The following is an 18013-nucleotide window of genomic DNA, read 5'->3' on the forward strand; positions in this document are numbered from 1 at the left end:
CATTTCCGACGCATATCCCCAACCCATGACAGACCTCGCTCATATCCGCAATTTCTCCATCGTCGCGCATATCGACCATGGCAAATCCACCCTTGCTGACCGGCTCATCCAAGAGACCGGAACGGTTAAGGATCGCGACATGAAGGAACAGTTGCTCGACAGCATGGATATCGAGCGTGAGCGTGGCATTACCATCAAGGCCAACACGGTTCGCATCGACTATACCGCCGACAATGGCGAGGCGTATGTGCTGAACCTGATCGACACTCCCGGCCACGTGGACTTTGCCTATGAGGTCAGCCGGTCCATGCGCGCGGTCGAAGGGTCTTTGCTGGTTGTGGACTCGACCCAAGGGGTCGAAGCGCAGACGCTGGCGAATGTCTATCAGGCCATCGACGCAGATCATGAGATCGTGCCGGTGCTGAACAAGATCGACCTGCCTGCATCCGACTGTGACCGCGTGGCCGAACAGATCGAGGATGTGATCGGCATCGACGCCACCGACGCCATTCAGGTCTCCGCCAAGACGGGGCAGGGCATCCACGAAACGCTCGAAGCCATCGTGCAGCAACTGCCCGCGCCACAGGGCAATCTGGACGCGCCGCTCAAGGCGATGCTGGTGGATTCCTGGTACGACGCCTATCTCGGCGTCATCGTTCTGGTCCGCATCATGGACGGCACGCTGAAAAAGGGGATGCGGGTGAAGTTCATGTCGAACAACACCCTGCACCATGTCGACCGCGTCGGCGTCTTCCGGCCTGAGATGGAGATGGTGGATTCGCTGGGCCCCGGTGAGATCGGCTTCCTGACCGCCTCGATCAAACAGGTCCGCGACACCCGCGTCGGCGACACCATCACCAATGACCGCAACGGCACCGAAGAGGCCCTGACGGGATTCAAACCCGCGCAGCCGGTGGTGTTCTGCGGCCTCTTCCCCGTCGACAGTTCCGAATTCGAAGACCTGCGCGATGCGATCGACAAACTGGCCCTGAACGACGCCAGCTTCAGCTTTGAAATGGAAACCTCGGCGGCATTGGGCTTTGGCTTCCGCTGCGGTTTCCTCGGCCTGCTGCACCTAGAGGTCATCCGCGACCGGATCGAACGCGAATACGATATCGAGCTCATCACGACGGCTCCCTCGGTGATCTATCACGTCTACATGAAAGACGGCGAGATGATCGAGCTGCACAACCCCGCCGACATGCCCGACCCGTCGAAGGTCGACCATATCGAGGAACCGCGCATCAAGGCGACCATTCTGGTGCCGGATGAATACCTCGGCGACGTGCTGAAACTCTGCCAAGACCGCCGTGGCATCCAGCTGGACCTGACATATGCGGGCACCCGCGCCATGGTCGTCTATGACCTGCCGCTGAACGAGGTTGTCTTTGACTTCTACGACCGCCTGAAATCGGTGACCAAGGGCTATGCTTCGTTCGACTACCAGATGACCGGCTACACCGAGGACAATCTGGTCAAGATGTCGGTGCTGGTGAATGACGAACCGGTCGACGCGCTGTCGACCATGGTTCACCGCGACCGGGCCGAGATGCGGGGCCGTGCAATGTGCGAAAAGCTCAAGGACCTGATCCCGCGCCACATGTTCAAAATCCCGATCCAGGCCGCCATCGGAGGCAAGGTCATCGCCCGCGAGACCCTCTCGGCCTTGCGCAAGGACGTGACCGCCAAATGCTACGGAGGCGACGCCACGCGGAAACGCAAACTGCTGGACAAGCAGAAGGCGGGTAAGAAAAAGATGCGTCAGTTCGGGAAGGTGGATATCCCGCAGGAGGCGTTTATTTCAGCGTTGAAGATGGACAGCTAAGGCTGTCCTTCCTCTCCGTTGATCGGTTCTATACGGCCTCAGGATCAGCGTCACTCTGACCAAGTTCCGCGAGTTCACTCCAAACCGCTCTTGGGATATCCCAATCCGCCCATTCGAGTGTTTGTCTCACATGCTGTGGCCAAGTCACTCCACACACCGTTGACGCAATTTTTGCGTCCCGCATCGAGAATTGCAGCGCTAAGGCGCCTAAGGGCACGTCATAGCGGGCACAGATTTCCTCAACCGCGCGCACGGGTGCGAGCGTTTCTTCTGTTGCTGGCTGATAGACGTAGAAATGATGGATTGCGCTGCCTCTGGCCAAGATTCCGCCGGCGTAAGGCGCTGCGTTCAATACCGTAACGTCCTTCGAGTTGGCCAGTTCGATCAGCGGCGCCGCATTCATGTTTACAAGCGTGTGCCGGTTGTGAGTCATCACCACGTCGAAATCCCGTTCGCGCAGCATTGGCATCAACACATCCAACTGCCCGCCCGCCAGACCAACTGCAGTTGCCAATCCTTCCTCTTTAATTTTGAATAATTCGTCCAGCGCACCTCCGCTGCGGGTAATCTCAGTTACGTCACCAGCGTATTCCGGGTCGTGCAGATGAAGGATGTCCACGCGATCTACCTCAAGAGCCTTGAGGCTTTGTTCAAAGGACCGCCGCGCTTGGGCGGCGTCGAAAACATTCGTTTCCATGTCACGGTCTACTTTTGTGGACAGAACGCGGCCTTTCGGCCAGCCACCGAGTTCACGGATGACACTCCCGATGCGCTCCTCGCTACGCCCCAACGCATAGCCTCGGGCGGTGTCGATAAACCCGTCGGGCCGGGCAAGTATGGCGCGTATGGTCTCGTGCGCCCTATTCTCATCAACTTCGTAACCGTAAATCTGTGGAATGTTGCCTATACCGGTTGATCCAAAGCCAATTCGTGGGATTCGCACTACGGTTTGACCTATTTCGCAAAGTGTTGTCATTGCACCCCTCCCCAGTCGCATATGAATAATTGAATTTTGAACAGGTCGACCCATCACTGCAAGTTCGGGGGCAAAAAACACTAGAAGAAAAGCGAGAATGGAACCTGAAACTGTGACCCACCTCACAGCCCTAAATCAGCCCATCTGCTACAGTTGACCCAACGGCAACCTTTGCAGGAGGCCCTTATGTCTACATCGCTTGTTCCCCTTATCGCTTTTGGATCAGCAGGCCTTTATTCCGTTGCCATGATCGCGATGAAGTTCTGGTGGAAACTCCCCGGCGTGGGTCTTGGTCTACTGATCGTCGCGACCCTGCTGGCCGGGGCCACGCTCGAACTCGCCGCTCTGCGCGAGGAACGGCTGGGCATCATCTATACCGGCATTCTTGGGGCCGAGGTGGTTCTGATCGCCATCGCCTCATTCTTTCTGTTCGGCGAGAACTTCTCGTATCGCGAGGCGGCAGGTATCGGTCTGGTCATCCTCGGCACTGCGCTGGCCTGGGCCTGACGCAAACATTACCGGTTCATGAAGTTTCCCTTAGGTAAGTTGTAACCGGCGCACCTCCGCCCAATCTGTATGCCACAGCAAGGATGTTCGCTTTTGAACTCCAAAGGGTCGCTTTCAGGAGGAGATCCCCATGACCAGATACATGACTGCCGGAGCCGCCGCTCTGGCCACGTCCCTCGCCCTCGGAACCGCAGCACTGGCCGATACCACACCGGATCTGCGCGGCACGTGGGTCGGGTCCTACACGACCGTGCAGCCCAGCCATTATTACAAGGGCGATCAGCCCCGCTTTAATCAGGCCGAATGGATGCTCGACGTCCAGATGCAGGAAGACAATGTCTTCTGGGGGCCCAGCAAGTGGCGTCGGGATGGCGACACTGAATGGAATGAATACGAGGCCACCGGAACCATCAGCCTCGATGGGTCTGGCTCGATCGGCATCGTTGAAACTTCCCCGCTGGTGATTGGCGCCAATGCGTTGATCGATGCGCGGTACGAGGACGGCAAGATCTTTGCCGATTTCCGTAGCCTGCGGAACGGAACGACCTACAGCACAGTTCTGGAACGTCAGGTGAACTGAAGCGTTTCCGGCCCGATCGGATGTTAAAGGGGGTTAATGCCGCTGAGATTTGTGACTGCGGCAGGAGTAGTAGGTACCCCGGTCAGGTCGGAGCGCTTCTCATAAACAACTGTCTCCACAGGGAGGCGACGGGCCGGGCGGCGATCTCGCCGCCCGCGACAGGGTCCAGACCCCCGCGCTTGAGAATGCGGCGTTCCTCGGCACGGGTCATCTGGATCTCGCGGACCTTCAGCGCGGCGTCGCGCGCGGTGAGGTAAGAACCGTCCGGCCCAGGTTCCATCCCCGGAATACCACGCCCCTTCGACCACCACCCGCGCACCCCGCTGAGCGGGTGTTTGCGTCCGATGGTGTCATCATCCATTAACTCCCAAATCCGCTGCGCCTCGTTCATCGACACCAGTGCGGCGATCGGTTTGCCATAACGGGTCAGCACGATCACTTGCCGGGGGTCTTGCGACAAGGTGGCCAGTTCGCCCAAACGGGCGCGAGCTTGAGAAATGGTCAGGCGCATAGGCGAATCTCCGGTTGTACGATTCGAAAGATTGGGGGCTTGAGTGTTGTACAACTCGGACAATACCCCCCTAATTCAGCGCGCGGGACCTTCGCAGGTGCAGAAACCAAGCGAATTCTGGCCGGCGATCCATATTTGACTTTTTCCATCCCCAAGCCCGCGCGATGACGCGAATTCTCGGGTTATCCACATGGCTCTCCCGGCGGATATCAACAGCTTATCCCCGTCTAATTTTTATGCTGCAGTGCTATTTTCTTGCCGGATCATGACGCTGATGTAACAGTCTGGTTACTGCTTCTGATCTTCGGAACAGGGGCGGGACGCAAGGGCCAAGGGGGCCACAGCAGCGAAGGCGGATTTTAGGATTTGTTTGTAGTTGCAATGGCTTACCGGTGGTGGAGCAGGTGGTCTGGGCTTCGGTTCGGGTTAAATGCTCAGCCTCTCAGAAGGTCCGCGCGGACTGCGACGCGACATAGCGCGTGTGGCAGTGGCCAAAGTCCCTTCGGGGGCCGAGGCAACTGGACCGGGAAGCCCCTCGGGCGGAACGGACCGGCAAGGCGTCAGGAGTGTCCGCAAGGATGCATGCAAAGACCGCGTCTGAGCACCTGACGCCTTTTCCTTTTTGAGAACCCAAGGTTCATACAGGCTACCACGCACCACCCTCCGGACCAAAACGGGGTTCTTTCGCTTGCGCAAAAGAACCCCGTCAAAGTGTCAGAAATGCAATGCCGCGTCTATGCACCTGTACCGGCACACTACTCGGGTTGAGTCGGTGTGGCAACTACATATTGCGGGTAAGCGTTGCCTGAACGCAACATCCCGTCACGATCAGATGTTTTCCTGCACGTCCTCGGCCGCGTTCTGGATGGCATCTCCGGCGTTTTCGATATCTTTGCCAGCGCCCTTTGCGGTTTCACAGGCGGTCAAGGTGAACAGGGCCAGGCCAATCAGAATTGCGCGGATCATCGGTTGCTCCATAAGTGCTTGTTTCGAATTGACTAGCAGCTTTCCCGGGCCATAGCTACAGGTTTTGCATGGCCGATTTCGAAGGGCTAAAAACTAGGCTCAGGTCGCATCCTGAGCGCAAAACAGTTCGTACACCACTTCCAGTATTCGGGCTGGTCGATCATCTGCCAGCCGGTAATATATCGCCTTGCCTTCGCGACGAGGAACAACCAGCCCCTCAAGTCTGAGCCGCGACAGTTGCTGAGAAACGGCGGCTTGGCGGGCCGATAGCAATTGTTCCAGTTCAGTAACGGATTTCTCGCCCGAGACGAGGTGACACAGGATCATCAAACGCCCTTCGTGGCTTATGGCTTTCAGAAAGTTCGACGCGCGCGTTGCGTTTTCAACCATCCGGTCAAGGTCGCCGGGTGACATATCCTCGGTCATTTGCGGAAAAGCCATGATCGTATTCCCTCGTTAGTGCCGCCGAATCCCGTCGCCTGACCGGCGCCGCATCCGCAGCGAGAACTCTTGGTACAATTTCCAGGCATGTATTTCCATATGCATGGATCAAAATAGCGTGATGTAACCAGCACGTTTCCGCGCAATCCGTCAACCGACCTGTAGCGGCGTGTGCATTCGGGTCGAGCAGGTAGACGGAATTCGTGGGAACGTTCGGCCCCCCTTGCAGCCCCCCTGTGGCGGCACTAAGACTCGGGTAACTACTCTTCGGGTAATGTCCCGATCCATCGCAAAACAGGCAGGTTCCGAATGTTCGATCCAGTTGATACATATATGAACACACTCGTCCCCATGGTCGTCGAGCAGACCAGCCGGGGCGAGCGCGCATACGACATCTTCTCGCGCCTTCTGAAAGAGCGGATCATTTTCATCAACGGCCCCATCCATGACGGTATGAGCCATTTGGTGGTCGCTCAGCTGCTGCACCTTGAGGCGGAAAATCCGAACAAGGAAATCTCGATCTACATCAACTCTCCCGGTGGCGTGGTCACCAGTGGTTTGTCGATTTACGACACAATGCAGTATATCAAGCCGAAATGTTCCACATTGGTGATCGGTCAGGCGGCGTCGATGGGTTCGGTTCTGCTGGCCGGGGGCGAGAAGGGAATGCGCTTTTCGCTGCCTAACAGCCGGATCATGGTGCACCAGCCCAGCGGCGGTTATCAGGGCCAGGCGAGCGACATCATGATCCACGCGGCCGAGACGCAAAAGCTGAAAGATCGCCTGTATGACATCTATGTGCGCCATACCGGGCAGACCAAAAAGGCGGTTGAAAAGGCGCTGGATCGTGACAATTTCATGAGCCCGGAAGAGGCCAAGGATTGGGGCCATATCGACGAGATCGTCGAGAACCGCGCCAAGATGGATGGTGAAGAGGCCTAGGTTCAAATCCGCGCGCGTCCGGCGTGAGGGATGATTTTGAGATTGTAGCTGCCAGAACGCTGGCCTAAGCTGCAGGCATATACGGCAAGCGCGGTCCTTGAGAGGGGCCGCTGAGACGGAGCCCGAGGGGTAAAGCATGGCGACGAATTCAGGCGGTGACGGCAAGAACACGCTCTATTGCAGCTTTTGCGGCAAAAGCCAGCATGAGGTGCGTAAGCTGATCGCAGGCCCGACCGTGTTCATCTGCGATGAGTGTGTCGAGCTGTGCATGGATATCATTCGCGAGGAAACCAAGGCCAGCGGTCTGAAATCCTCGGACGGTGTGCCAACACCCAAGGATATCTGCGAAGTGCTGGATGACTATGTGATCGGTCAGGCCACCGCCAAGCGGGTGCTGTCGGTTGCGGTACACAACCACTACAAGCGTCTCAATCATGCCCAGAAAGCGGGCAGCGATATAGAACTGGCAAAATCCAACATCTTGCTGATTGGCCCCACCGGCTGCGGCAAAACCCTGCTGGCGCAAACGCTGGCGCGGATTCTTGACGTGCCGTTTACGATGGCGGACGCAACCACGCTTACCGAAGCCGGTTATGTGGGTGAAGATGTTGAAAACATCATCCTCAAACTGCTGCAGGCCAGCGAGTACAATGTCGAACGCGCACAGCGCGGCATCGTCTATATTGACGAGGTCGATAAGATCACCCGCAAGTCTGAAAACCCTTCGATCACCCGCGACGTATCGGGCGAGGGCGTTCAGCAGGCCCTGCTGAAACTGATGGAAGGCACCGTGGCCAGCGTTCCTCCGCAGGGTGGGCGCAAACATCCGCAGCAGGAATTCCTGCAGGTGGATACCACCAACATCCTGTTCATCTGTGGTGGCGCATTCGCCGGACTAGACAAGATCATTGCACAGCGTGGCAAAGGCTCGGCCATGGGCTTTGGTGCCGACGTGCGTGACAATGACGAGCGCGGCGTGGGCGAGATCTTCAAGGATCTGGAACCCGAAGACCTGCTGAAATTTGGCCTGATCCCCGAATTCGTCGGCCGACTGCCGGTTCTGGCGACGCTGGAAGATCTGGACGAAGACGCTTTGGTCACCATCCTGACCAGCCCGAAGAACGCTCTGGTCAAGCAATACCAGCGGTTGTTTGAGTTGGAAGATGCGGAACTGGCCTTTACCGATGATGCGTTGAAGGCGATCGCCAAGAAAGCGATCGAGCGTAAAACCGGTGCACGTGGTCTGCGTTCTATCCTGGAAGACATCCTGCTGGATACAATGTTCGAACTGCCGGGCATGAAGAACGTGACCGAAGTTGTGGTCAACGAAGAGGCTGTGACGTCGGATTCTCAGCCTTTGATCATCTACGCAGACGCGGCGGAATCGGCTTCGGCGGGTTGAACCGCATAGATTGATGCACACACGGCGCGGCAATGCCCGCGCCGTTTTCGTTTGAGGACACGATGACAGTAAGACGTATCTCTTCGGGTGGTGAGTTTGAAGCCAAGGTTGGCTATTGCCGCGCGGTTGTCGCGGGTGGCTGGGTTCATATCGCGGGAACTGTTGGGCAAGGTGAAACGGTCGTGGAGCAATGCCGCTCGGCGCTGTCTATCATCGAAAACGCGCTGGCCGAGGCGGGTGCTTCATTCTCTGATGTCGTGCGCATCACTTATATGCTGCCGGATCGAACCGAATTTGAACCTTGCTGGCCCATTCTGGCCGAAACCTTTGGCGCGAACCCTCCTGCGGCGACGATGATCGAATGCGGATTGATCGATCCGAAATACCGGATTGAAATTGAAGTCACCGCTATCCTGCCGGAATGACGCAGGTAGCGCTGGCAGTACTGGACCTTAGCGTGCCTTTGGTCCATATCTTCGGGGACAGAAATGCCGGAGGCAGCCGATGGGAATCCTGAACAGTCTTTTGCGGGCCGTGACCTGGTGGAACGGGGCCACCCTGAACACGCAATTCTATACTGCGCGCAAGGGGATCAAGGTCGGTGAGGACGACGAGGGCAACGTGTTCTATCGCAATGCCGACGACAGCAAGCGCTGGGTGATTTTCAATGGCGAAGCCGAGGCCAGCCGGATCGATCCCGATTGGCATGGCTGGCTGCACCGCACATGGGATGAACCGCCAACCGATAAACCTCTGGCGCACAAGTCCTGGGAAAAACCGCATCAGGAGAATCTGACCGGCACCGCGCTGGCCTATGCACCTGCCGGTTCTCTGCGTCGTGCCGATCCGGTTGAACGTAGCGATTACGAGGCGTGGAGCCCGGAATAAGCGAGGCCAGATGTCTAATCATACGAAGACCGAAGTTATCGTCGGCGGTGCCGTGCTGGCCTGCGCCATTGCGTTCGGTGTCTACGCCAGCCAATCCACAGGCCTGTCTCAATCCGGCGCAGGATACGAGCTGGGCGCGTCTTTCCGCTCGCTCGAAGGTGTGGGCGTTGGCACGGATGTACGCCTTGCCGGGGTCAAGATTGGGACGGTGACCGGCGTTACGCTAAACTCTGATACGTACCGCGCGGACACCCGATTTTCCGTGGCAGATGGTATTCTTATTCCAGACGATAGCGCCGCTGTGATTTCTTCCGAAGGCTTGCTGGGTGGCAACTTTGTTGAGGTTATGCCGGGCGGTTCCCCGTTCTATTTTGAGGCGGGTGATGAGATTACCGATACGCAAGGCGCGGTCAGCCTGATCTCGTTGCTGGTCAAATTCGTGGCCGGGGACGGAAGCGAATGATCCGCGCTGCACTGGTGGCTCTGATGGTCACCGCAACCGGAGCTGCTGCGCAGCAAAAGGTCGAATCCGGCCCCGGCGCAATGTTGCGCGGGTTGGACAAGGTCAGCGGGCAGACGGTGGACATCGAAATGCAGAACGGCGAGACCACGTCGGTCTTTGGTCTGGATGTCGCGCTGGGTGATTGTCGCTATCCAGCCGAAAACCCGACAGGTGACGCCTTTGCCTATCTGACCATCTGGGAACAGGGTAAGGCGCAGCAGCTGTTTGATGGCTGGATGATTGCGACCTCACCCGCGCTGAACGCGTTGGATCACGCCCGCTACGATGTCTGGGTGATACGTTGTATCACACCCTGAGGGGTCTGCTGCAGATCAGCGGTGAAATCTGCTTTCAGGTCAAGCGCTTGTTTCAATTCGCTATGATAAACCGCACGCGGGATCTCGATCGCGCCTAACGAGGCCAGATGCGCCGTCAGAAACTGCGTATCGAACAGTGTGAACCCGGTTTGGCGCAGTCGATCCACCAGATAGGCAAGTGCAATCTTCGATGCGTCCGTGCGACGCGAGAACATGCTTTCGCCAAAAAAGGCCGCGCCGAGGACTACGCCGTAAACGCCGCCAATCAGTGAAGCGCCGTCCCAGACTTCGAGGGAATGCGCGCGGCCGGTCCGGTGTAGTTCCTGATACAGACGGCGCAGTTCGGGATTGATCCAGGTATCCGATCGGTCGGCGCAGCCATCCACGACGCCCGCAAAATCGCGATTGATGCTTACCGAAAACCCACAGGTCCGGATACGCCGCGCTAGGCTGCGGGAGATGTGGAACCCATCCAGGGGGAACACGCCGCGAAACTTCGGGTCGACCCAGAACAACTCGGGGTCGTCGCGATGCTCAGCCATCGGAAAAATGCCGATGGAATAGCCATGGAGCAGAAGTTCAGGGGAAAGGCTCATGCCGGGTGCCTCGGGGCCGAAGGGGGGTTGTCCTTCGGCCCTTTGGTCAGATTAGGCCATGTTCTCCGCAAGCCAGTGCTCCAGCCAGTGGATGTTGTACTCGCCGCTGTGCAGGTCAGGTTCCTGCAGCAGCGCGTGGAACAGCGGCACGGTGGTGTCGATACCGTCGACGATCAACTCGCCCAAAGCACGTTCCAGACGGGCCAAAGCTTCAGCCCGGTCACGGCCCTGAACGATCAGTTTGGCGATCAACGAGTCGTAATATGGCGGGATCGAATAGCCGTCATAGAGCGCGGAATCCATCCGCACGCCCAGACCACCTGGCGCGTGATAGGCCGTAATCTTGCCCGGGCAGGGCGAGAAGTTCGGCAGTTTTTCCGCGTTGATGCGAACCTCGATGGCGTGGCCATTGATCTCAAGATCGTCCTGACCGAACGACATGTCCTCACCAGCGGCGACGCGGATTTGTTCGCGCACCAGATCGACGCCGAAGATGCCTTCGGTCACGGGGTGTTCCACCTGTAGACGCGTGTTCATCTCGATGAAGTAGAACTCGCCGTTTTCATAGAGGAACTCGATGGTGCCTGCGCCGATATAGTTGATCTTGGCGACCGCATCGGCACAGATCTTACCGATCTTGGCGCGTTCTTCCGGCGTGATACTGGGGCCGGGGGCTTCTTCGAACACCTTCTGGTGGCGGCGCTGCAGCGAACAGTCGCGTTCGCCCAAATGCACTGCCTTTCCCTTGCCATCGCCGAAGACCTGAATCTCGATATGGCGCGGGGTTGTCAGATATTTCTCGATATAGACCTCGTCATTGCCAAAGGCGGCCTTGCCCTCGGCGCGTGCGGTCATGAAGGCGCTTTCCATCTCATCGGCGTTTTGTGCCACCTTCATGCCGCGACCGCCGCCACCGGCGGTTGCCTTGATGATGACGGGATAGCCGAACTCTTCACCAATGCGCTTGGCGTCGGCCAGCGTTGGCACACCGCCGTCAGAACCCGGAACGCAAGGTACACCCAGTTCCTTCATCGTGTCCTTGGCGGTGATCTTGTCACCCATGACACGAATATGTTCGGCGGTGGGTCCGATGAAGGTAATGCCGTGATCTTCGACGATCTGCACGAACTCGGCATTCTCGGACAGGAAGCCATAGCCGGGATGGATCGCCTGCGCGCCGGTGATTTCACAGGCCGAGATGATCGCGGGCACGGACAGATAGCTTTGCGGGCTGGGCGGGGGGCCGATGCAGACCGATTCGTCCGCCATGCGCACATGCATCGCATCGCTGTCGGCGGTGGAGTGCACGGCAACCGTCTTGATCCCCATCTCGCGCGCAGCACGGATCACACGCAGGGCGATCTCGCCTCGGTTGGCAATCAGGATTTTGTCGAACATGGGCCCGCCTTACTCAACGATGACCAGAGGCGTGCCGAATTCCACAGCATCACCATCGCCGACTAGAATGCGTTTGATGGTGCCCGACCTGGGTGCGTGGATGTGGTTCATTGTCTTCATGGCTTCGACAATCAATAGCGTGTCACCTTCCGAGACCGATGCACCGACCGAGATAAACGCAGGCGCGCCCGGTTCCGGTTGCATGTAAACCGTGCCTACCATGGGCGAGGTCACAGCGCCTGGATGGCTGGCGGGATCATCCACGGCAGCGGGCGCTTCGGCAGCGGCCGGCGCGGCAGCAGGTGCGGCAACCGGTGCAGCCGCAGGAACCGCAACCTGAACCGGAGCGGCCACGGTCTGCGACATGCGGCTGACACGGACATTCAGGCTGTCTTCCTCGCCATATTCGCGCTTGACCTGCAATTCGGTCAGGTCATTCTCGCGCAGCAGTTCGGCCAGTGCCTTGATAAACGCGACATCCGCTTCGTGTTTGGTATCTGTCATGAGTGTCCTCGAAGGTTCCCCTATGCCCGTCTGTTTGCTGCGGGCTTGGTTTGATTACGCAGGGTTATAAGCCATGCAGACGGCCATGAAAAGCGCCGTCTAAGCCTGCCAAATGGGGGTTTTTGCGCGAATTACGAGGGCTGTCGCGATTACAGCGGCGTTCCAGACAATTTTGCGACCAGTTCTGGTAGCTTGCGGGCTCCGTATTTTTCCAAAAGGCGGGCGCGATAGGCCTCGATCGTGCGGTAACTTAGCCCAAGTTCAACGCCAATTTCCTTCGCGGACAAACCCCGGCATGACAGGATGGCCACTTCGCGTTCGCGGGTTGTTAATTGCACCAAGGGGCGCTCTTCCGAGATGTCCGAAAAGCTCCATATCCCGTGCCGGAACGGATCGTCTGGCGTCAGCGAACGCCCCCGCGCGCGGCACCAGAACAGGTCACCGTCGCGTCGCCGCATCACCCGTTCGTCTGTGTAATAGCCTGTATCGCGCATCACCTGCAGACTACGCGCGCCGATCCGTTCCCAATCGGCGACCGAAGGATAAAGATGCAGCAGGGGCATGTTGCGATAGTCAACCTCATCCCCGCCAAAGGTCCGCGCAAATTGCAGATTGCACCGTCGGATGATCCGGTTCTCAAGCTCAACAAGGCCGATGGGGGCGTATTCAAAGGCGGGATCGCTCATGTTCTTATGGTGACGGGTATTGCGTCGAAAGAGAAGGGTGGGCGGCAGGAAAGGGCGGGTTTCTTTCTGTTGCTGTTGTCAAAGTTGTAAATCTTCTTTGAAAATTAGTCAGCAACAGATAATAAATACTTAGTTAATCTGCAAATCCAGCCGCAACAGCCAAGGATCTAAACGCCATGCGCGACACGCTGACCGGCAGCCGGATACGCGAAAGACGGCAAATCTCTGGGCTGCGACAGGCGGAGCTGGCGCGGCAGGTGGGGATTTCGGCATCGTATCTGAACCTGATCGAGCACAACCGCCGCCGCATTGGGGGCAAACTGCTTGTCGATATCGCGGCGGCTTTGTCCGTCGAGCCGTCGCTGCTGACACAAGGGATCGAAGAGACGCTCATCGCCGCTCTGCGCGAAGCCGCGGCGGATGCAGTCGGTCAAAAGGCCGAGGTGGACGGGCTGGAAGAATTCGCCGGCCGCTTTCCCGGTTGGTCGGGTGTTCTGGCGCAGATGCATCGCCGCGTAGTGTCGCTGGAGCGCACTGTCGAAGTTCTTTCCGACCGACTGACCCATGACCCGCATCTGGCGGCCTCAATGCACGAGGTGCTGTCGACCGCCGCCGCCATCCGCTCAACAGCTGCAATCTTGGCTGAACCGGGAGAGATCGAACCGGAATGGCGCGACCGTTTCCATCGCAACCTGCATCAGGATGCCGAGCGACTGGCCGAAAGTTCCAAAGCGCTGGTGACCTATCTGGATGACAGTGACGGGCAGCGCGATCTGCGCGGTATCCCACTGGACGCGGTCGAGGCGTTTTTTGCCGAGCAAGGATATCATTTCCCGGAACTCGAAGCCGGTGGGCAATTGACCGAAGTGCCGCTGGATGGGCTCGATTCCGCTGCGGCCAACACTGTGGCCTCGGGGTTGCTGGACCTTTATACCGCCGACGCGCGCGCTATGCCGCTGGATCAGGTGTGTGCGGCGCTGGATGCAGCAAACCCCGATCCTCTGGCGTTGGCGACGGTGTTTTCAGTGGACCTTGCTACGGTGCTGCGACGGTTGGCCTTTCTGCCTGAAGGCACGCTGGCGCGTCCGGCTGGCTTGGTGATTTGCGACGCCTCCGGCAGCGTTCTGTTCTTTAAACCCGCGCCGGGGTTTGCCCTGCCGCGCCATGGCGAGGCCTGTCCGCTCTGGCCCTTGTTCACCGCCTTGAATCGGCCCTTGGTCCCGATCCGGAAACGGGTCGTTCAGCTTGGTCGAACTGCTGCTGAGTTTGAGTGTTTTGCAATCGCAACCCCTCAGCCAGCTAAGGAATTCGGGGCCGAGCCGGTCTATCGTTCGGTCATGCTGGTGCTGCCGGTCGAAGACACGGTGCAGCCTGCGGAAAACGCGGCGCAAGCCGGAGCCAGTTGTCGGATATGCCCGAAACGCGAATGCAGCGCGCGGCGCGAGCCATCGATCCTGAGCGAAGGGTTTTGACAGTTTCGTGACGCAGCGCTTAATCTGGGCTGGACGGGTGGCCGGACGTGCAATCCGTCATGGGGAGGATATGCAAATATGAGCCGCAAGGTTCTGTTGATCGAGGATGAGCCCAACATCACCGAGGCGATCCGGTTTCTGCTGACACGCGAGGGGTGGCAGGTTGAAACCCATGCCGAGGGAACGGATGCGGTGCAGGTGATTCTGTCCGCGCGGCCGAATCTGGTGATTCTGGATGTGATGTTGCCGGGAAAAAGCGGGATGGATGTGCTGCGTGATCTGCGCGAACATGATGATATGAAGGCGTTGCCGGTTTTGATGCTGACCGCGCGCGGGCAATCCCGCGATCGTGAAATGGCCGAGCAGGCAGGGGTCAGCCGATTCATGACCAAGCCGTTTTCGAACACCGAAGTCCTGACAGCGGTGCGCGACCTGCATGCGCAGGCGTCTCAGTTATGAGCTCCGCGGGCGACGGCAAAGATCGGCCCTCGCCAGTTCGTCCGTCCCTGTTTCTGGAACGGCAAAGCTATCGTCGGCGCAGGCTGGCGGATGCAGCGCGGCTGCTGCCGTTTCTAGGTGCCGCAATGCTCGCGCTGCCGCTTCTATGGCCGGATGATAGCGCAGGCGCCGAGGCTCTGTCGCTATCGACGGCCATGTTCTACATCTTTGCGTGCTGGGGTGTTCTGATCCTGATCAGCGTGATCTTCGGCTTCGTCGCCAAACGCATGACCGCGCGCGAGACTGCCGAGCCCGAGGCCGAGACATGGCAACCCTGAATGTCCTGATTCTGGTCTGTCTTGGCTATGTGGTTCTTCTGTTCGGCGTCGCCTTCGCAGCGGACCGGCTGGCTGCGCGTGGCGGCGGGAAATGGTTGCGTTCCCCGCTGATCTACACCCTGTCACTGTCGATCTATTGCACTGCATGGACGTTTTATGGCGCGGTTGGCAACGCCGCGCGTTCTGGGCTTGAATTCGTAACCATCTATCTGGGTCCTACACTGGTGATGATCAGCTGGTGGTGGGGCCTGCGCAAACTCGTGCGCATCGGACGCAGCCAGCGCGTGACGTCGATCGCTGACCTGATCTCGTCACGATACGGCAAGTCCAACACACTGGCGGTGTGCGTGACCATTCTAGCCGTTCTGGGCGGCACACCTTATATCGCGCTGCAATTGCAGTCGATCACGCTGTCCTTTTCGATCTTTGCCGAGGCCGATCCCTCAGGTCTCTATCGCGAAGGCTCCAGTGTGTTCTGGGTCGCGGCGGGCTTGGCCGTCTTTGCGATCCTCTTCGGGACGCGCAATCTGGATGCCAATGAGCGCCACCACGGCGTTGTTACCGCTATTGCGTTGGAATCTGTGGTGAAACTCTTCGCCCTTCTGGCCGTTGGCATCTTTGTTGTCTGGGGCGTCGCTGGCGGCTTGGGGCCGATGATGGATCAGATCGATGCCTCGGAAATTGGCCAATGGCATGTGGATGCTGGGCGCTGGACCACTTTCATTTTCCTTTCGGCAGCGGCCTTTGTCTGCCTGCCACGGATGTTTCAGGTCATGGTGGTCGAGAACGACGATGAGAGCCACCTGCGCACCGCCGCCTGGGCCTTTCCGCTCTACCTGCTGCTGATGAGCTTGTTTGTCGTGCCCATCGCCGTCGTTGGGTTGGACCTGATGCCCGAAGGCTCGAACCCCGACCTGTTTGTGCTGACCGTGCCGCTGTCGCAGGGCAATGACTGGTTGGCGATGCTGTCGTTCATCGGCGGGTTTTCCTCGGCCACATCAATGGTGATCGTTACCGCGATGGCGCTGTCAACCATGGTCTCGAACCATGTGGTCATGCCGATCTGGCTGAATACGCAGGAAGGCACCGCGTCGGTCTCTGGTGATGTGCGAACAGTCGTGCTGATGGCGCGGCGCGTCTCGATCGCGGCGATCATGGCGTTGGGCTATTTCTACTTCCAGCTTTCGGGGGGCGGGGCTGCCCTGACCTCGATCGGACTGGTGGCCTTTGCCGGGATTTCCCAGATTCTGCCCGCACTGGTGGGCGGCCTGTTCTGGCGCGGCGCGACCCGAACTGGGGCGTTGGTCGGGCTCAGCGTCGGGTTCTTTCTCTGGATTTACACACTGCTGCTGCCTGGCATGGGTGGCGGCATTGTCCCGGCATCGGTGATTGAAAACGGACCCTTCGGCTGGGGCTGGCTGCGCCCGCAGGCGTTGTTCGGGATCGAAGGGATCGACCCGATGGTGCATACGGTCATGTGGTCGCTGTCGCTGAATACAATCGCCTTCTGCGTCGCCTCGATGCTCAGCTTCCCCAGCCCGCTGGAACGCCTTCAGGGTGCGCAATTCGTAAATGTATTTGACCATTCGGTTTCAGCCCGTGGCTGGACCGGTTCGGTGGCGCAAAGCGAAGACCTGATGATCATGACCCAGCGGATTCTGGGCACTATTCCCGCGCAAGAGTTCTTTCAAGCCGAAGCCGAGCGCCAGAATGGTCGCCCCGGACGACTGCCCGAGCCCACGCCGCAGTTTCTGGAACGGCTGGAACGCGAACTCAGCGGCTCGGTCGGGGCCGCAACCGCGCATGCGATGATCGGTCAGATCGTTGGCGGGGCGTCTGTGTCTGTCGAAGACCTGTTGGCCGTTGCCGACGAGTCCGCGCAGATGTTGGAATATTCCAGCCAGCTTGAGGCGAAATCGACTGAGCTCAGCCGCACAGCGCGGCAATTGCGCGAGGCGAATGCCAAGCTTACGCAAGTCTCGAAACAGAAAGACGCGTTTCTTAGCCAGGTCAGCCACGAATTGCGCACGCCCATGACCTCGATTCGGGCGTTTTCTGAAATTATGCGCGACACCGATGGCCTCAGCGCCGAGGAACAAATCCGTTATGCTGCGATCATACATGATGAATCGCTGCGTCTGACCCGGCTACTGGATGATCTGCTCGACCTTAGCGTGCTGGAAAGCGGCCAGGTTAGCCTGAACATGGGCGAAGCCACCCTAAGCGAAGTTCTGGACCGCGCCGTTTCAAGCGCGCTGGCGGGCAGTGATCGAAAGATTGGCGTACGGCGGGTGCGCGCAAGTGAACGTATCCCGCTGCACACGGATCTCGACCGGCTGGGGCAGGTGTTCATCAACCTGATTTCCAACGCCCAGAAATATTGCGACGCCATTGAACCGGTGCTGACCATCTCGGCCCATGATGTCGGCGGGCAAGTGGTAATCGATTTCATCGACAACGGTGGTGGTATCCCGGCCGAGGCGCAATCGATGGTATTCGAGAAATTTGCCCGCGTCGGCTCGGACAAGGCAGGCGGGGCAGGGTTGGGGCTGGCGATCTGCCGAGAGATTATGCAGCGCTTGGGCGGCGAAGTTGCCTATCTGCCGGGGCAGGGAGGGGCGGCCTTCCGCGTCAGCCTTCCGCTGGCTTTTCGTCAGGCCGCGCAATGAGGGCGTCATAAAGACATTCGTAACCTCCGCCGGGTTAGACAAATTGTCATCGCAT

Annotated in this window: 21 protein-coding genes; 13 read left to right on the forward strand and 8 right to left on the reverse strand. The window is 58.7% G+C overall.

Going from position 1 to position 18013, the window contains the following annotated elements:
* Window positions 1-25: 25 nt before the first annotated feature.
* Entirely contained in the window at window positions 26-1825 is a 1800-nt protein-coding gene (gene lepA / locus I5192_RS02910) for a translation elongation factor 4 (protein WP_170397199.1), read from the forward strand.
* Window positions 1826-1853: 28 nt separating this feature from the next.
* On the opposite strand, the gene I5192_RS02915 is transcribed toward lepA, so the two are convergent.
* On the reverse strand, window positions 1854-2801 hold the full coding sequence (locus I5192_RS02915; RefSeq protein WP_223117713.1) for an aldo/keto reductase: 948 nt from the start codon (window positions 2799-2801) through the stop codon (window positions 1854-1856).
* Window positions 2802-2987: 186 nt separating this feature from the next.
* Between I5192_RS02915 and I5192_RS02920 the strand changes: the two genes are divergently transcribed.
* Both I5192_RS02920 and I5192_RS02925 read left to right on the forward strand, forming a co-directional pair.
* Window positions 2988-3308 (forward strand): hypothetical protein, encoded by a 321-nt coding sequence (locus tag I5192_RS02920; protein ID WP_170397195.1) that lies wholly within the window; start codon window positions 2988-2990, stop codon window positions 3306-3308.
* A 130-nt stretch (window positions 3309-3438) separates the two neighbouring features.
* On the forward strand, window positions 3439-3888 hold the full coding sequence (locus I5192_RS02925) for a hypothetical protein (RefSeq protein WP_170466098.1): 450 nt from the start codon (window positions 3439-3441) through the stop codon (window positions 3886-3888).
* An 82-nt stretch (window positions 3889-3970) separates the two neighbouring features.
* Here the strand turns inward: I5192_RS02925 and I5192_RS02930 are convergent, their stop codons facing one another.
* From I5192_RS02930 to I5192_RS02940, 3 genes are all read right to left on the reverse strand, one after another.
* Window positions 3971-4399 (reverse strand): type II toxin-antitoxin system Phd/YefM family antitoxin, encoded by a 429-nt coding sequence (locus I5192_RS02930; RefSeq protein ID WP_223117714.1) that lies wholly within the window; start codon window positions 4397-4399, stop codon window positions 3971-3973.
* 828 nt (window positions 4400-5227) lie between these two features.
* A complete protein-coding gene (locus I5192_RS02935) occupies window positions 5228-5365 on the reverse strand; it encodes an entericidin A/B family lipoprotein (protein ID WP_010443271.1) in 138 nt (45 codons plus the stop codon).
* Between the two features lie 99 nt (window positions 5366-5464).
* Window positions 5465-5806 carry a helix-turn-helix transcriptional regulator gene (locus tag I5192_RS02940; RefSeq protein ID WP_170397190.1) on the reverse strand — a complete coding sequence of 114 codons (342 nt, stop codon included), beginning with the start codon at window positions 5804-5806 and terminating at the stop codon, window positions 5465-5467.
* Between the two features lie 309 nt (window positions 5807-6115).
* Between I5192_RS02940 and I5192_RS02945 the strand changes: the two genes are divergently transcribed.
* From I5192_RS02945 to I5192_RS02970, 6 genes are all read left to right on the forward strand, one after another.
* Entirely contained in the window at window positions 6116-6748 is a 633-nt protein-coding gene (locus I5192_RS02945; protein WP_170564807.1) for an ATP-dependent Clp protease proteolytic subunit, read from the forward strand.
* Between the two features lie 136 nt (window positions 6749-6884).
* Window positions 6885-8150 (forward strand): ATP-dependent Clp protease ATP-binding subunit ClpX, encoded by a 1266-nt coding sequence (gene clpX, locus I5192_RS02950; protein WP_170397188.1) that lies wholly within the window; start codon window positions 6885-6887, stop codon window positions 8148-8150.
* A gap of 62 nt (window positions 8151-8212) precedes the next feature.
* A complete protein-coding gene (locus I5192_RS02955; protein WP_170663838.1) occupies window positions 8213-8575 on the forward strand; it encodes a RidA family protein in 363 nt (120 codons plus the stop codon).
* Between the two features lie 79 nt (window positions 8576-8654).
* On the forward strand, window positions 8655-9038 hold the full coding sequence (locus I5192_RS02960; RefSeq protein WP_010443266.1) for an NADH:ubiquinone oxidoreductase subunit NDUFA12: 384 nt from the start codon (window positions 8655-8657) through the stop codon (window positions 9036-9038).
* A 10-nt stretch (window positions 9039-9048) separates the two neighbouring features.
* Window positions 9049-9501 carry an outer membrane lipid asymmetry maintenance protein MlaD gene (gene mlaD / locus I5192_RS02965; protein WP_170466091.1) on the forward strand — a complete coding sequence of 151 codons (453 nt, stop codon included), beginning with the start codon at window positions 9049-9051 and terminating at the stop codon, window positions 9499-9501.
* The gene (locus tag I5192_RS02970; RefSeq protein ID WP_170466088.1) at window positions 9498-9857 is read left to right on the forward strand and encodes a DUF2155 domain-containing protein; all 360 of its coding nucleotides are present in this window, start codon (window positions 9498-9500) and stop codon (window positions 9855-9857) included. The genes mlaD and I5192_RS02970 overlap by 4 nt, the downstream gene beginning before the upstream one ends.
* Here I5192_RS02970 and aat read toward each other — a convergent pair.
* From aat to I5192_RS02990, 4 genes are all read right to left on the reverse strand, one after another.
* Complete coding sequence (gene aat, locus I5192_RS02975; protein ID WP_170663837.1) at window positions 9821-10453, reverse strand: leucyl/phenylalanyl-tRNA--protein transferase; 633 nt, start codon at window positions 10451-10453, stop codon at window positions 9821-9823. The two genes, I5192_RS02970 and aat, sit on opposite strands and share 37 nt — an antisense overlap.
* A gap of 51 nt (window positions 10454-10504) precedes the next feature.
* A complete protein-coding gene (accC, locus tag I5192_RS02980) occupies window positions 10505-11851 on the reverse strand; it encodes an acetyl-CoA carboxylase biotin carboxylase subunit (protein ID WP_170397180.1) in 1347 nt (448 codons plus the stop codon).
* A gap of 9 nt (window positions 11852-11860) precedes the next feature.
* Complete coding sequence (accB, locus tag I5192_RS02985; protein ID WP_170564810.1) at window positions 11861-12355, reverse strand: acetyl-CoA carboxylase biotin carboxyl carrier protein; 495 nt, start codon at window positions 12353-12355, stop codon at window positions 11861-11863.
* A 149-nt stretch (window positions 12356-12504) separates the two neighbouring features.
* Entirely contained in the window at window positions 12505-13041 is a 537-nt protein-coding gene (locus I5192_RS02990) for a helix-turn-helix transcriptional regulator (RefSeq protein WP_170397176.1), read from the reverse strand.
* 176 nt (window positions 13042-13217) lie between these two features.
* On the opposite strand from I5192_RS02990, the gene I5192_RS02995 reads away from it, so the two are divergent.
* The 4 genes from I5192_RS02995 to I5192_RS03010 all read left to right on the forward strand — a co-directional run bounded on the left by I5192_RS02995 (window position 13218) and on the right by I5192_RS03010 (window position 17958).
* Window positions 13218-14513 carry a helix-turn-helix domain-containing protein gene (locus I5192_RS02995; protein ID WP_170818042.1) on the forward strand — a complete coding sequence of 432 codons (1296 nt, stop codon included), beginning with the start codon at window positions 13218-13220 and terminating at the stop codon, window positions 14511-14513.
* A 78-nt stretch (window positions 14514-14591) separates the two neighbouring features.
* Window positions 14592-14972: a response regulator transcription factor gene (locus I5192_RS03000; RefSeq protein WP_170397172.1), complete on the forward strand. Its 381-nt coding sequence runs from the start codon at window positions 14592-14594 to the stop codon at window positions 14970-14972.
* Window positions 14969-15289: a hypothetical protein gene (locus tag I5192_RS03005; RefSeq protein ID WP_170397170.1), complete on the forward strand. Its 321-nt coding sequence runs from the start codon at window positions 14969-14971 to the stop codon at window positions 15287-15289. Before I5192_RS03000 ends, I5192_RS03005 begins: the two co-directional genes overlap by 4 nt.
* The gene (locus tag I5192_RS03010) at window positions 15277-17958 is read left to right on the forward strand and encodes an ATP-binding protein (RefSeq protein WP_170397168.1); all 2682 of its coding nucleotides are present in this window, start codon (window positions 15277-15279) and stop codon (window positions 17956-17958) included. The genes I5192_RS03005 and I5192_RS03010 overlap by 13 nt, the downstream gene beginning before the upstream one ends.
* Window positions 17959-18013 lie beyond the last annotated feature (55 nt).

This window comes from Ruegeria sp. SCSIO 43209, from assembly GCF_019904295.1.
Taxonomy (GTDB): Bacteria; Pseudomonadota; Alphaproteobacteria; order Rhodobacterales; family Rhodobacteraceae; genus Ruegeria.